We start from the raw sequence: 14,199 nt of genomic DNA, 5'->3' as shown, positions 1-14,199 counted from the left end.
TCCGCTCAGGTTGTCTCGCATAGATTTGTAGCCGAAAAGGAACCAATAATAGGAAATATTATCGTAACTGGGGATAAAAAGGAGATGGTAAGATTTTCGCATTCAATAACCAATGCGCTTGGAGCTCATTTATGACCAAGGTTCTCGTACTCAAGTCCAGCATCATGGGCAGCAACTCCCAGACAAACGCCCTGATTGATGCCTTCCTGGTCGAGCGCCAAACCAAAGGGTTCAATGACGAAGTGGTTGTGCGTGATCTGGTCACTCTTGACCTGCCAGTTCTCGACCATGAGCTTTTTCATGCGCTGAGGGGGGCCGAAAACCTGAGCGAGCGTGCGAAAGGCGTCGTGGCCTTGTCTGACGAACTGGTAGCCGAACTTAAGGCGAGCGATATGCTGCTGATAGGGGCTCCCATGTACAATCTCAACGTGCCAACCCAGCTGAAAAACTGGTTCGATCTGGTTGCGCGTGCCCGGGTTACCTTCAGGTATACCGAGACACATCCAGTGGGACTCGTTGAAGGTGTGAGTGCCGTGGTCATCAGTTCCCGTGGTGGTGTGCATGTCGGTCAGGAATCCGATGCGGTCACCCCATATCTGCTGGCTGTGCTCGGACTGATGGGCATCACCGATGTGAAGTTTGTCTATGCCGAAGGACTGGATGCGAGACCGCAGGGGACGGCGAAAGGACTGGCTTACGCTCGCGCACAAATAGCTGAGCTGATCGCCTGATTGCAGGGCTGCGAATGTAAGGACCGGCATGATGCCGGTCTTTTGCGCTCTACTGATCTCCTCAACGGCATTTCGCTCAGGTTCAGCATTGGCGATTGCCAATGTCCGTATATGGCCGGGTGCAGCCTGCCGTCACAGGCAACAGTCGACCCAAAGCAGCCGGTCACAAATGAACGAAATTGACCTATTGCTTCCTGTTGCGCAGGGCAGGCTCGCTAGCATGTGCAATTTTGAAGCAGAAACGGTATGTGAACCGAAAAATTCTGAGCAGCAATTCAATTAAATGTATTGATCGGGACCAGTGCATTCATCTGATTATCCGCATCGGGGCGGCCGCTGCCTTTCGCAACAGGCAGCACAGCCAAAAGCAGCCCCGATGTCGTCTAGGAAACATGGGGCGATTTAAACAGCACCTCGAACAGGTCACTCGGATCGACAAACCGGTGTATTGCTCAGAGACGGCAGTGTGCGTGGGGACACTGGCTATACACATGAGAGATGCGCTGAGTAGAAAGGGTGTCAGGTATTTTGGAATCACTGGCTTGCGCAGACGGCGAGAGGAACCGTAGACTTTTTTCGTACTCAGCGTTGAGGTCTTGGCCAGGCTCGGTCGAAATATTCGGACTTGACCAGTAACTTGGCGGCGTCTTAAATTATTCGAGCCCCTGTTGTGAGGCGCATATGCACTCGCATAGTTTACCGGGCAGAGCGGAACTCCTACCAGATTGGTAAGGTGTAGCTGACGATAAAACGGTTTTCATCCAGATCGCTACCAAAATTGGTCGAACGCACAGTCGCGTTGCGCCATTTCACCCCGACGTTTTTCAGCAGGCCGCTTTGCACAACGTAGCCGATGTCGGTATCGCGCTCCCATTCCTTGCCCTCTGGCCGGTTTCTGCCCAAGTCAATGTTGTCGCCGTTGATGTAGCGGGTCATGAAGGTCAGGCCAGGCACTCCGATGGCCGCGAAGTTGTAGTCGTAGCGAACCTGCCAGGACTTTTCGTCCTTGCTGGCGAAGTCGCCGATCTGCACGAAGTTCACCAGGAACGCGTCGGCGCCATTAACGTACGCATAACCGGTGTCACCGCTCATGTCTTGATAGCCCAGGCCAAACGCATGTCCGCCGAGGTTATAGGTGAACATCGCACCGAACGCATTGTTGTCCACATTGCTGCCGCCATCGTCCTTAGAACGGGCGAAGCGCAGATCCGACTTCAGCGACTGGCCCGTGGTGATCGGCAACAGGTAGGTCAGGTTGACCAGGTGTTGGCTATAGAAGTTGTCGAGGTGTCCATAGCTGTAGGCTGTAGCGAGATTGCCGGTCCATTTGTAATTCAGGCTGGCGAAATCGAATTTGTCGCTGGCGACAGTCTGCGTCGTGATGCCTTTGGCACCCGTTCGGGTGATGCCCATGTCCTCGTAGTTCGAGGAGTCGCGCTGATTGACCTGTGTCAGTCGCCCGGCATCCACCGTCATGCCTTCAATTTCCAGCGACGTCAGCTGACCTCCCTCGAACGTTTGTGGCAACAGCCGTGAATCGTTGGCCAATATGGTAGGCAGTTTAGGCTGCAGCGTGCCGAGTTTCAGCACACTCCTGGAGGCGCGTAGTTTAGCGGTAAGGCCCAGTTCGCCATACTCGTCCTGGGAACCAATACGGGTGTTGCTATAGCGCTTGAGCAGGCCGGAACCCGCGCGATCAGGGCTGGAATCGAGCTTGACGCCCTCCAGGCCGAGGGCATCGAAACCCACGCCAATCAAACCTTCGGTGTATCCCGATTCATAGCGCAGCAGGAAACCCTGCGCCCACTCCTCTTGCTTGGCTTGCGCGGCATTGGTTTGGCGAAAGTCACGGTTGAAGTAGAAGTTGCGCAGTTCAAGGCTGGCCTTGCTGTCCTTGATAAAGTCAGCAGCAGCCGGGGCTGAAAGACTAATGACGCCTCCAGTGAGCAGGATTCGCGTAGCGAGAGTGCGGGTGTTGCGGTCCATGGTGAAGCTCCTTTGTTTTTTTTTTGGAATCATGGGTCTGCCACCGGGCGACTGGGGCGCGATGTCCGTGGGGCTGTGGGTGTGAAGCAGCCCTCGCCAGAGGGGCGAGGACTAATGGATAAAAAACGCCAACGCCCAAAGAGAGGAGTTTTTGACGCGGCGTCGGTTCAATCGTCAGAACTGTTCAGCGCGCAGGCCATACAACGAGGCACTGCCGGCCCGAACGGATTGTTCCAGGCTCAAAATGCGTGGTAGCAAGCGGTGGATGTAAAAGTCGGCGGTGGCGATTTTCCCGTCGTAGAAATCTTCGTCTTCGCTGCGTTTTTGCCGGGCAACCCGAGCCATGCGCGCCCAGAGCCAGGCGTAGGCGACGTAACCGAACAGGTGCAAATACTCCACCGAGGCAGCGCCGACTTCGTTGCGGTTGGTTGCGGCTTTGTCGTGTAGCCAGTCGCTGATGTCCTCCAGCCGCTGCACGGCATCGAGCAGCTGTGTGGCATAGGGGGCTTCGGGCTGAGCGGCGAAACGGCGAATCTCGCCGGTGAACTGGCGCAGCGCGACGCCTTTATCGGCGAGTACCTTGCGGCCGAGCAGGTCCAATGCCTGGATGCCATTGGTGCCTTCGTAGATCTGTGCAATGCGCACATCCCGGACCAATTGTTCCTGGCCCCATTCGCGGATGTAGCCATGGCCGCCGAAAACCTGCTGGCCATTGATGCAGCTTTCCAGGCCGGTGTCGGTAAAAAACGCCTTGGCCACCGGCGTCAGCAGCGCCACCAGGTCTTGCGCACTGTCGCGCTCGCTGGCATCGCAGGAAAACTTCGTCAGGTCCAGTTGTTGCCCGACATAGCTGGCGAATGCGCGGCCGCCTTCGGTCATGGCTTTCATGCCGAGCAGCATGCGCCGCACATCCGGGTGAACGATGATCGGGTCGGCCGGTTTGTCCGCGGCCACGGCACCGCTGGGTGCGCGGCTTTGAATGCGTTCGCGAGCGTAGGCGACGGCGCTCTGGTAGGACGCCTCGGCGCAGCCGATGCCCTGAATACCGATGGACAGCCGCTCGTAGTTCATCATGGTGAACATCGCCGCCAAGCCTTTGTGCTCCTCGCCGACCAGCCAGCCACTGGCGCCGTCGAAGTTCATCACGCAGGTGGCCGAGGCCTTGATGCCCATCTTGTGTTCGATCGAGCCGCAACTTACGGCGTTGGCGGAGCCGAGGGAACCGTCGGCATTGACCAGGACTTTAGGCACGACAAACAGCGAAATGCCTTTCGGACCGGCAGGCGCATCCGGCAGTTTGGCCAGTACCAGATGCACGATGTTCTCGGTCAGGTCCTGGTCGCCGCCGGTGATGAAAATCTTGCTGCCGGTGATCGTGTAGCTGCCGTCAGCCTGCGGTTCGGCGCGGGTGCGGATGAGCCCGAGGTCGGTGCCGGCATGGGCTTCGGTCAGGCACATGGAACCGGCCCAGCGGCCTTCATACATCGGGGGCAGATAGAGGTTTTTCAGGGGCTCGCTGGCGTGGGCATCCAGTGCCAGGCAAGCACCGGAACTCAATGCCGAATACAGCGCAAAACTTGAGTTGGCGCCGTAGAGCATCTCTTCGAACTGCACGGCGAGCATTTTCGGCATGCCCATGCCACCGAACCCGGCGTTGCCGGACAGGCCCACCCAGCCGCCTTCGATGTAGGTAGCGTAAGCCTGTTTGAAACCGCTGGGGGTGGTGACTCGACCCTCATGCCACTGCGCGCCTTCTTCGTCGCCGCTGCGATTGAGGGGCGCAATCAGTTGCGAGGTGACTTTAGCCGCCTCCTCAAGAATGGCGTCCGCCGTATCGGTGTCGATGCTGTCGGCCAGGGCCGGCAGGCGCGCCCACATGGCCGGGGCATCGAACACCTCGTGCAGCACAAAGCGCATGTCGCGCAGCGGAGCTTTGAATTGGGGCATAACGTAAACCTCGTTGGGACGGTTGTGTCACGGGCGCAGCGCCGCTCAGGCGGGCCGTGCCCCTTCAATCAATGGTTGCTGGCGGCGGCAGCGCCGAGGCCGGTCTGAGCTCGAACGAATTGGTCGGCGTAAGCGTCACGCTCCTTGTCGGCGCGCGCACTGCGGTCGAGTCTGGACACCACGATGATCACCAAGAAGGCCAGCGGCATGGAGAACAGCGCTGGATGGTCGTACGGGAAGATCGCTTGAGCATGACCGAGTACGGTCACCCAGACAGGTGGCGACAGGATTACCAGTACCAGTGCGCAGATCAGGCCGGCAAAACCGCCCAGGATCGCGCCTTTTGTCGTTAGGCCTTTCCAGTACATGGCCATGATCAGTACCGGGAAATTGGTCGAAGCGGCGATGCCGAACGTCAGGCCCACCAGAATGGCGACGTTCATCTTCTCGAACACAATGCCCAGCACAATCGCGATGATGCCCAGGCCTACGGTGGCCATGCGGGTCACGCGCATTTCCTGCTTCTCGTTGGCGGTGCCTTTCTTGTACACGGTGGCGTAAAGGTCATGGGAAATCGCCGAAGCACCGGCCAGCGCCAGGCCGGACACCACCGCAAGGATGGTTGCGAACGCTACAGCGGCGAGGAAACCGAAGAACAGATTGCCACCGACAGCTTTGGCCAGGTGCATGGCGACCATGTTGCCGCCACCAATCAAGGCGCCGCCGACTTGGCCATTGACGTAGTACTGCGGATCGGTGCCGATGATCACCATTGCGACAAAGCCCAGAGTGCAGACCACGAGGAAGAAGAAACCTATGAAACCGGTGGCGTAGAACACCGACTTGCGGGCTTCCTTGGCGCTCGGCACGGTGAAGAAGCGCATCAGGATGTGCGGCAGACCGGCAATCCCGAACACCAGGCCCAGCGACATCGACACAGTGTTTATCGGGTCGGCGAGCATTGAGCCCGGGCCCATTATGTTCCAGCCACTGGCGTGAACCTCGACGGCTTTTTCGGCCAGGGTTTCATAGCTGAAACCGAACTGCGACATGGCCATGACCGCGAGGGTGGTGCCACCGACGAGCAGCAGCACAGCCTTGATGATCTGGACCCAGGTGGTGGCGATCATTCCGCCGAAGATCACGTAAATCAGCATCAGCGCGCCAACGATCATCACCGCAACCGGGTAGTCGAGGCCGAACAGCAACTTGATCAGTTGACCGGCACCGACCATCTGCACGATCAGGTAGCAGCACACCACCGTCAGCGAGCCGAAAGCCGCGAAGATCCGCACCTTGTTCTGGTCCAGTCGATAGGAAACGATGTCAGCGAAGGTATAGCGTCCGAGGTTGCGCAGACGCTCGGCCATCAGGAAGGTAATGATGGGCCAGCCAACGAAGAAGCCGATGGTATAGATGAAGCCATCGTAACCCTTGGCGAATACAAGGCTGGAAAGTCCCAGCAGGGTGGCTGCGGACATGTAGTCGCCAGCAATCGCCAAGCCATTCTGAAACCCGGTGATACCACCGCCCGCCGTGTAAAAGTCCGAGGTGGATTTGGTTTGGCGCGCGGCCCACCAAGTGATGGCCAGCGTGCCGAGGACGAACACGAAGAACATGCCGATCGCATTCAGGTTCAGTGGTTGCTTTTCCACAGCGCCCATAGTCGGCGCGGCGAGTGCAATGGAGGCTGGCAGCAGACCGGTAGCGGCGAGGATCAGTTTGCGCAACAGAGTCATCACTTGCTCTCCTCGATAATGGCCGCGCCCAAGGCGTCAAAACGGGTATTGGCGCTGTAGACATACCAACCGGTCAGTAACCAGGAAAACACGATGATTGCCGCGCCAACCGGCATGCCCAAGGTCAACATCCGATGTTCGCCCAGTGGTGCATGCAGCCACTGCGGGGCAAACGCCACCACCAGCATGAACAGGTAATAGGTGCCCAATACAATGGCGCTCAACGTCCAGGCCAGGCGTGAACGGCTGCTCACCAGTTGAAGGAATTTCGGATTGCGCCGAATGCGTTCGCAACGTTGGGTATCGGTTGAATGGATGTCGATCATCGCTAGCTCCACATTGTTTTTGTTATCGGTGTGTTTGGGCCGTGCAACGCCGAATTCGGCCTGCACGAACCCGCAGCAGCAGGTCAAAGACCTGCTGCTTGATGGTTGCAATGTCAGATGGGGTTAGAGCGCCTTGGCCCGGTCGCGCAACACGTACTTCTGGATCTTGCCGGTGGACGTCTTTGGCAAGAGGGTGAAGATCACCGTGCGCGGTACTTTGAATCCGGCCAGATGCTCACGGCAGAAACCGATAATGTCGGCCTCGCGAACATTCTGGTGATCGGCCTTCAAGGTTACGAAGGCGCAGGGCGTTTCGCCCCATTTCTCATCGGGACGAGCGACCACGGCTGCTTCCAGCACGCCCGGGTGGCGATAGAGCACGCCTTCGAGTTCGATGGTGGAAATGTTCTCGCCGCCCGAGATGATGATGTCCTTGAGCCGGTCCTTGATTTCGACGTAACCGTCGGGATGCCAGACGGCCAGGTCACCGGTGTGGAACCAGCCGCCTTCGAACGCTTCGGCAGTGGCGCTCGGGTTCTTCAAGTAGCCCTTCATGACGGTGTTGCCGCGCAGGAAGATCTCACCGATGGTCTGGCCGTCACGCGGGGTTGGTTCCAGCGTTGTGCAATCGCCGACCATCACACCTTCCAGCGTCGGGTAGCGTACGCCCTGTCGCGACTTGATTTGCGCCCGCTCCTCCAGAGAAAACTCATCCCATTCGGCGTGCCAGGCGCAGACCGTCACCGGGCCATAGGTTTCGGTCAGGCCAAACACGTGAGTGACCTTGATGCCCATTTCTTCGACGGCACCGATCACTTTGGCCGGTGGCGCAGCGCCTGCGACCAAGGCATTGACCGGGTGGTCGATGGCCGCTTTGGCTGATTCGGGCATGTTCACCAGTGCATTGAGCACGATCGGCGCACCGCACAGGTGAGTGACCTGATGCTCGCGGATCAGCGTGAGGATTTTCTGCGGGTCGACCCGGCGCAGGAACACGTGCACACCTGCCAGGGCGGTGATGGTCCATGGGTAGCACCAGCCATTGCAATGGAACATCGGCAGGGTCCAGAGGTACACCGGATGGTTGCCTATGGCCCAGGTCATCTGGTTGCCCAAGGCACTCAGGTAAGCGCCGCGATGGTGGTAAACCACGCCCTTGGGGTTGCCGGTGGTGCCTGAAGTGTAATTCAGCGAAATGGCTTGCCACTCGTCGACCGGCCACTTCCAGTCGAATGCCGGATCGCCTTCGGCCAACAGCGCTTCGTAGTCCAGGTCACTCGCGGCCTGGCCTTCACCGTATTCCGGGTCATTGACGTCGATCACCAGAGGCGGGTGATCGAGCATGCCAAGCGCCGCCTGGATCACGTCATGGAACTCGCGGTCGGTAATCAGCACCTTGGCCTCGCCATGCTGCAGCATGAAGGCGATCGCCTCGGCATCCAGGCGCACGTTGAGCGGGTTGAGCACGGCACCGATCATCGGCACACCGAAATGCACTTCCAGCATCTCGGGAATGTTGGGCAGCATCACCGCCACCGTGTCGTCTTTGCCGATACCGCGACCGCCCAGCGCCGAGGCCAGCCGTCGGCAACGGGTGTAGGTCTGCGCCCAGGTGCGACGAATCGAACCGTGGATCACGGCGGGGTGGTTCGGATAAGTGCTGGCGGTGCGCTCGATGAAGCTGAGCGGAGACAAGGCAATGTGGTTGACAGCCGAAGGGCCTAGGCCTTGGTCATAGATAGACATGTGCGGGTACTCGATGGCTGATTGTTAGCTCTATGGTTGACCTTGCCGAGGTCACCTTCAAAGTCCGGTTTACCTTATATAATATTCTTCCGTTAGTATGGAAGTACAACCTACGTAGTATAGTATATATACTATATTTTATTCTTCTGACTCCAAATCGCCGCCGCCAGCCCTCCAAGGCTGGTATATGCTTGGTTTCCCTGACAAAGCGGACCCGCAATGACCCTGACTCCCGTTCGATTGCACAGTTGGCTGCGCCTGCAGCGCGAGGGTGTATCTCTGGCCGCCCGGGCCGATGCGTTGTGTCGGGCACTGCAGGATTGCCCGGAGGTGCAACGGGCGTTTTATCTGAGTTGGCAGCCCAGTGCGCGGATCTACAGCCATGAGGGCGCCGCCCAGCATTTTCCGCCGGGACTTGGCGACCCGGCGCTGGCCAGCGACCAGTTGCTCTTCGAGCATCTGGTCGAGGCAGGGCGCCTGGACCTGGCTCAAGTCCGTCAACTCGATTGCTGGTTATCCGGCCGGTTGCGCCGGGCGGCGATCAGCCATGGCCAGGTTTTTGATCTGGCCTTGCAGCCGGGCCAGCCGGGGTTGTTGCTGGTGGAAGTGTGCGAGGGGGTGAGTCTCGATTGGCTGGGATGGGTGCAGGATTTGCTGACGACGCTGCTGAGCAGTATCAATGGCATGCTGCGTGGCTCACCGCTGCTGGGCCACGATCCGCAACCGAGTCTGTTGCTCGATGCTCAAGGCCGACCGCTGGAGTTCAACGCGGCACTGTTGGCGCTGCTCGCCGAAAAGCCGTTGACCGATGTGTTGGGCTTTCTACCGGTCAATCATCGGGTGCTGGTGCGTGCCTGTCTGGACCAGCAACGCGCCGTCGAGGGCGTCGAGGCCCAGTTTGAAGCGCAGATCCTGATCTGGACATTTATCCCCGACCCCCAGGACAACCGAGTGCTCGCCCGTTGCCGCGACGCCACCGCTCAAGTGCTGGCGGAACGTGAAGCGGCCACCGCACGGCGGCTGTACCGGCTGATCATCGAAAACACGACCGACCTGATTTCCCGCCACACGCCGGATGGGCGCGTTATCGATGCGTCACCGGCATCCTGGACCTTGCTCGGTTACTGGCCCGAAGAGTTGCGCGGACAATTGGCCCAGGGCCTGTTTCATGGCCAGGACCTGGCCAGTCTGGTGCAGCGCGCGCGTGATGCGCTGGAGCAGGATGGCTATCACACCATGACTTATCGCATCCGCCATCGCGATGGCCATTACCTGTGGTTCGAAACTGCCAGCCGGGCAATCCGGGAAACTTACACCGGGGCGGTGGTCGAAGTCGTCAGCGTATCCCGGGACATCACGGCCCGGGTACAGGCCGAGGAAAACAAGCGACGCCTGGCCGAAGTGGTCGAAGCCAACATCGATCCGGTGTTGTTCATCGCCCCCGAGGGACAAGTCACTTACCTCAATCCGGCCGCGCGGCGCATCCTTGGGATTGATGAGCAACAACCAATGCCGACCCTGGCCGCGCTGTTCGCAAGCAGCGATCTTACGCGTCTGCAACGTGATGGCTGGAAGTGCGCCGAGCACGACGGTGTCTGGAGCACCGATGCGCGATTGCAACCACCGGGCGGCGGCACATCGGTGCCGGTGTCGCTGGTATTGTTGGCGCACCGTTCCGCCAGCGGTGAGCGTTATTACTCGTTGGTCGCGCGCGACATGACCGAACGCGAGCTGCGGGAAGTGCAACAACGCCGACATCAGGACGAACTGGCACACACCGCGCGGTTGGTCACGCTCGGTGAACTGGCCTCGGGGATTGCCCACGAAATCAACCAGCCGCTGGCTGCCGTGGTCAACTATGCGAATGCCAGCCAGCGCTATTTACAGACGCTGGGCTCCAATCCCCAGGCCGCCGCAAGAGTGGCGCAAGGCCTGGAACGCATTACCCATCACGCCACCCATGCCTCCGAAGTGATCCGGCGGTTACGCTCCTTTTTGCGAAAGGGACAGCGTCGCATGCAGGCGCTGAATTTGACCGACCTCGCCCGCGAAGCCGTGCGTTTGTGTGCCTGGGAGGCGAGTAATTGCCAAGTGACAATCGAGGATCGACTGCCGGATAATCTGCCACCCGTTTATGCCGACCGCGTGTTGCTGGAACAGGTGCTACTCAATCTGTTACGCAATGCCATCGACGCCAACCGTGAACAACATCCCGGGCAGCCTTCTCTGATCGTGATGACCGCGGAGAATGGCAATGGCACTTCATTGGAAATCCATGTGCGAGACCAAGGACCGGGCGTCAGCGAGCCGGAACTGGAACAGATATTTACCCCGTTTTACACCAGCAAGGCCGATGGCCTGGGGCTCGGTCTGTCCATGAGCCGCAGCATCATCGAAGGTTTCGGTGGCGAGTTGAATGCCCGGCGCCAGCCTGTCGGGCTGCTGATGTGTTGCCGTTTGCCGCTTGCCGGCTCAATAAAACAACAATAGGAAACAGGTAATGGCAGGTGTAACGGAGCACGTTGTGTATGTGGTCGATGATGACCAGGGCATGCTCGAATCGACGGTCTGGCTATTGGAGTCGGTCGGACTCAAGGCCTTGCCGTTTACCAGTGGCGTTGCGTTCCTCGATGCCTGCGATTCAAGTCTCGATGCCTGCGTGCTGCTGGACGTTCGCATGCCCGGTATGGGCGGGTTGAACGTGCAGGAAGAAATGCGCGTGCGCCAACTGAACCTGCCGATCATCTTCGTCAGCGGGCATGCGGATGTGCCGATCGTGGTGCGTGCGTTCAAGGCCGGCGCCCATGATTTTATCGAGAAACCCTACAACGAACAGCTGTTACTGGACAGCGTGCAACAGGCGCTCAGCAACTGTGCCGCCAACCGTTCGGGCAACCAGGGCCACGAAGCCTTGCAGGCGCGCTTGCTGACTTTGACCCCGCGGGAGCGCGATATCCTGTTACCGCTGGTGCAGGGCTACACCACCCGCGAAATCGCGGAGCAACTGGGCGTGAGTGCAAAAACCGTTGATCTGTATCGCTCGCGCGTCATGAAACGTATGCAGGCCAACACATTGCCGGACTTAGTGGGCATGGCAATCGCGGCGGAGATGGTCGATCCGCTGAAATTGCGGTGATCCCTTGCTCTTTGTATTTCCAATGTTGTCGGTTACTTAGTCATTTACCTCGCGGATTGACGTTGACTGGCAAGCCGGCGTTGGCCGACTCACAGCGACCCTGCCCGTCGCGAGAGGCTGAAAACGACCCAATGCGGACAGCAATGATGTCCGCACTCAAAGTCTTCCAGACTCACCCCAGGGCTAGCTCGCTGTCCTTGATATTGGCGATGGGCCCTAAAATCGACGGGTCGAAATCAGTGACCGGATGATTGACGGCCAGTCGCCTGGGAAAGTCCGGGTTCGCCAATGCAGCCTTGCCCAGGGCAATGACGTCAGCCCCATCATGAAGAGCCAGTTCCGCGTGCTGGAGGTTGTGAAGTCCACCATTGGCAATCAGCGGAATGCTGGGGGCGTAGCGTTGAGCCAGCTTCACCAGGCTGGAATCACCACCGCTGAATGCCGGCTTCCAGGCTTCGAACTCGGTGACGTGGATGAAATCGACCCCAGCGTCAGAGAGTGCCCCGAAGATGACCTCGGCGGCGGCTTCCCCCTCAACCCACTTGTGGTCGTAGTCGTTGACCTTGCTTTGCGAGATACGAACGCCCACGGGAGCGCTACCTGCAACCTTTTTCACTGCCTTGATCACTTCAAGTGTCAGGCCGATACGGCTACGAACATCGCCGCCCCAGCGGTCGTTGCGTTGGTTGGTGTAGTCGGTGAGGAACTGGTCCAGCAGGTAGCCGTTAGCGCCGTGAATCTCGATACCGTCAAAGCCCGCAGTACCGATAGCCAGCTTCGCGGCCTGGGCGAATCCGTCTATGGCATCCGCAATATCTTCATCGGTCATGGCTTGCGGAATGGGGTACTCACCCTCGCCGTAGTAGAACTTCATTTGCGTCCCCTTGGGCCGCACGGCGGATGGAGCGGCAGATCTGCCTAGAAAGCGGTTCCCCTGATTGAGGGCACCTGCGTGCATGATCTGCGCAAAAATGGCGCCTTGATGGCAATGGACCGCGTCAGTAACAGCACGCCAGGCTAAGGCTTGTTCTTCATCGGTGATACCCGGCTGGAACGGGTAGCCCTGGGAGAACAACTGGTCGGTATAGATCCCCTCGGTGATCACCAAGCCGAAACCGCCCTTGGCGAAGCGCTCGTAGTAGCGAGCCATTGCCCCTGTGGCATTTCCGCTCTCTGTCGCACTGACGCGCGTCATTGGGGCGACAGCGAGTTTGTTCTTCAGTGTTAGGCGGCCAATATCTAAAGTGGTTAAAATCTGTTTGCTGGTCGTGCTCATGCTTGAAGCCCTCGCTGTTCCAAAGTGCGTGTGCTATTTCAATGAGCAGAGAAGATAGGCCTTAAAATGGTCGTGCAGAAGACGGTAGAATCGATAAGCCGCTTTAACGAAAAGAGATATAAACGATGCGGATTCCTGAGGTGGAAGTGTTCTCTGCCATCGCTGCCAGCGGCAGTCTCTCTGGGGCCGCACGGCGGCTCGGCTTATCACCCATGTCGGTATCTAGGCGGCTGGCATCGTTGGAGCGAGAGCTGGGGGTGAGGCTTGTTCACCGAACTACTCGTTCCGTGTCGCTCACTCCCGAAGGGGAAGTGTTTTTACCTTACGCCAAGACGATGCTTGAGGCCGACGAGGCTGCCCGTACGACGCTGAGGGCCAATGCCGGAACGGTCAGTGGCGTCTTGAGGGTCACCGCGCCCACGGTGTTCGGCCAGGCCGTGATCATGCCGCTGATTCCATCTTTGCTCGCGGATAATCCGGCCCTGCATGTAGACCTGACGCTCTCGGACAGCATCGTGGATATCGTCGGCCTCGGAATTGATGTGGCCATTCGCATCGCCACGCTGCGAGACTCGGCCCTGGTCGCTCGCCCTCTGGCCCCTAATCCACGTGTTCTTTGTGCAAGCCCTGGCTATCTGGCTCGTCGCGGGACGCCCGCTACTCTCGACGAGCTCAAGGATCACGAATGCATCGCTTTGCACGGAATGCCCGATTGGCCTTTTGTCCGACAGGGTGAAAATGTAGCTATTCGGGCCGAAGCTTCATTTTCGGCCAACAGCGTCGAGGCCGTACGAACAGCGAGCAAGCACGGGCTAGGACTGGCCATGCTGACCTATTGGGACATTCGGAATGAGCTGGACGAAGGCAGCCTTGTTCTTGTTGATCTGAAGGATGTTGTTCTCGAGCAGCTTTCCATCGCCGCTGTGCTGCCTACACGTCAGCAAGTCCCTTACCGGGTGCGAGCCTTCCTGGAACGACTCGAAGCTGCTCTTGAACGAGGCCCATGAGGCGGTGAGTTGAAGCTGTCGCTTTCGACTCTGCGCCGACACTGGGACATGTCCGCTTCTGGCCGATTTCTGCCTGTCGCCACCGGCAGCAGTGCTGCAGCTCTCAGCCAATCATGGTTACTAAGCGTGCCGGTCAAATCCGATGCAATCGGTGGTCAGATCGAATGCAAACGCCTGGTCAAGTGCAATGCAAACGAGTGGTCAGTACCGATGTAATCAGGTGGTCAAGTGGAGTGCAATTTCGCAGCCTGAGCAGTTAATTCATTTATCTACCGGTAACGACATACTATGCGTCCAATGTCATG

10 protein-coding genes are annotated in these 14,199 nt (G+C 58.7%); 4 read left to right on the top strand and 6 right to left on the bottom strand.

Annotation, left to right across the window (positions count from 1 at the left end; all coding sequences use genetic code 11):
* The first annotated feature begins 131 nt into the window (after window positions 1-131).
* Entirely contained in the window at window positions 132-731 is a 600-nt protein-coding gene (locus tag AC3IX4_RS17400) for an NAD(P)H-dependent oxidoreductase (RefSeq protein WP_489256650.1), read from the top strand.
* Between the two features lie 717 nt (window positions 732-1,448).
* Here the strand turns inward: AC3IX4_RS17400 and AC3IX4_RS17395 are convergent.
* The 5 genes from AC3IX4_RS17395 to AC3IX4_RS17375 all read right to left on the bottom strand — a co-directional run bounded on the left by AC3IX4_RS17395 (window position 1,449) and on the right by AC3IX4_RS17375 (window position 8,475).
* Window positions 1,449-2,717 carry an OprD family porin gene (locus AC3IX4_RS17395; RefSeq protein ID WP_489256649.1) on the bottom strand — a complete coding sequence of 423 codons (1,269 nt, stop codon included), beginning with the start codon at window positions 2,715-2,717 and terminating at the stop codon, window positions 1,449-1,451.
* A 174-nt stretch (window positions 2,718-2,891) separates the two neighbouring features.
* Complete coding sequence (locus AC3IX4_RS17390; protein ID WP_489256648.1) at window positions 2,892-4,664, bottom strand: acyl-CoA dehydrogenase C-terminal domain-containing protein; 1,773 nt, start codon at window positions 4,662-4,664, stop codon at window positions 2,892-2,894.
* A 68-nt stretch (window positions 4,665-4,732) separates the two neighbouring features.
* A complete protein-coding gene (locus AC3IX4_RS17385) occupies window positions 4,733-6,403 on the bottom strand; it encodes a cation acetate symporter (RefSeq protein WP_489256647.1) in 1,671 nt (556 codons plus the stop codon).
* Complete coding sequence (locus AC3IX4_RS17380; RefSeq protein ID WP_489256646.1) at window positions 6,403-6,729, bottom strand: DUF485 domain-containing protein; 327 nt, start codon at window positions 6,727-6,729, stop codon at window positions 6,403-6,405. The genes AC3IX4_RS17385 and AC3IX4_RS17380 overlap by 1 nt, the downstream gene beginning before the upstream one ends.
* Window positions 6,730-6,852: 123 nt before the next feature.
* Complete coding sequence (locus AC3IX4_RS17375) at window positions 6,853-8,475, bottom strand: acyl-CoA synthetase (RefSeq protein ID WP_489256645.1); 1,623 nt, start codon at window positions 8,473-8,475, stop codon at window positions 6,853-6,855.
* Between the two features lie 219 nt (window positions 8,476-8,694).
* Here AC3IX4_RS17375 and AC3IX4_RS17370 point away from each other — a divergent pair, with 219 nt between their 5' ends.
* Complete coding sequence (locus AC3IX4_RS17370; RefSeq protein ID WP_489256644.1) at window positions 8,695-10,965, top strand: PAS domain-containing sensor histidine kinase; 2,271 nt, start codon at window positions 8,695-8,697, stop codon at window positions 10,963-10,965.
* A gap of 10 nt (window positions 10,966-10,975) precedes the next feature.
* A complete protein-coding gene (locus AC3IX4_RS17365) occupies window positions 10,976-11,611 on the top strand; it encodes a response regulator transcription factor (protein WP_489256643.1) in 636 nt (211 codons plus the stop codon).
* A gap of 172 nt (window positions 11,612-11,783) precedes the next feature.
* Here AC3IX4_RS17365 and AC3IX4_RS17360 read toward each other — a convergent pair whose 3' ends face one another.
* Window positions 11,784-12,887 (bottom strand): NADH:flavin oxidoreductase, encoded by a 1,104-nt coding sequence (locus tag AC3IX4_RS17360; RefSeq protein ID WP_489256642.1) that lies wholly within the window; start codon window positions 12,885-12,887, stop codon window positions 11,784-11,786.
* 125 nt (window positions 12,888-13,012) lie between these two features.
* Here AC3IX4_RS17360 and AC3IX4_RS17355 point away from each other — a divergent pair, with 125 nt between their 5' ends.
* The gene (locus tag AC3IX4_RS17355; RefSeq protein ID WP_489256641.1) at window positions 13,013-13,894 is read left to right on the top strand and encodes a LysR family transcriptional regulator; all 882 of its coding nucleotides are present in this window, start codon (window positions 13,013-13,015) and stop codon (window positions 13,892-13,894) included.
* The last annotated feature ends 305 nt before the right edge of the window (window positions 13,895-14,199 follow it).

Source organism: Pseudomonas sp. KH_021, assembly GCF_057838865.1.
This window is presented reverse-complemented; position numbering and strand designations above follow the sequence as displayed.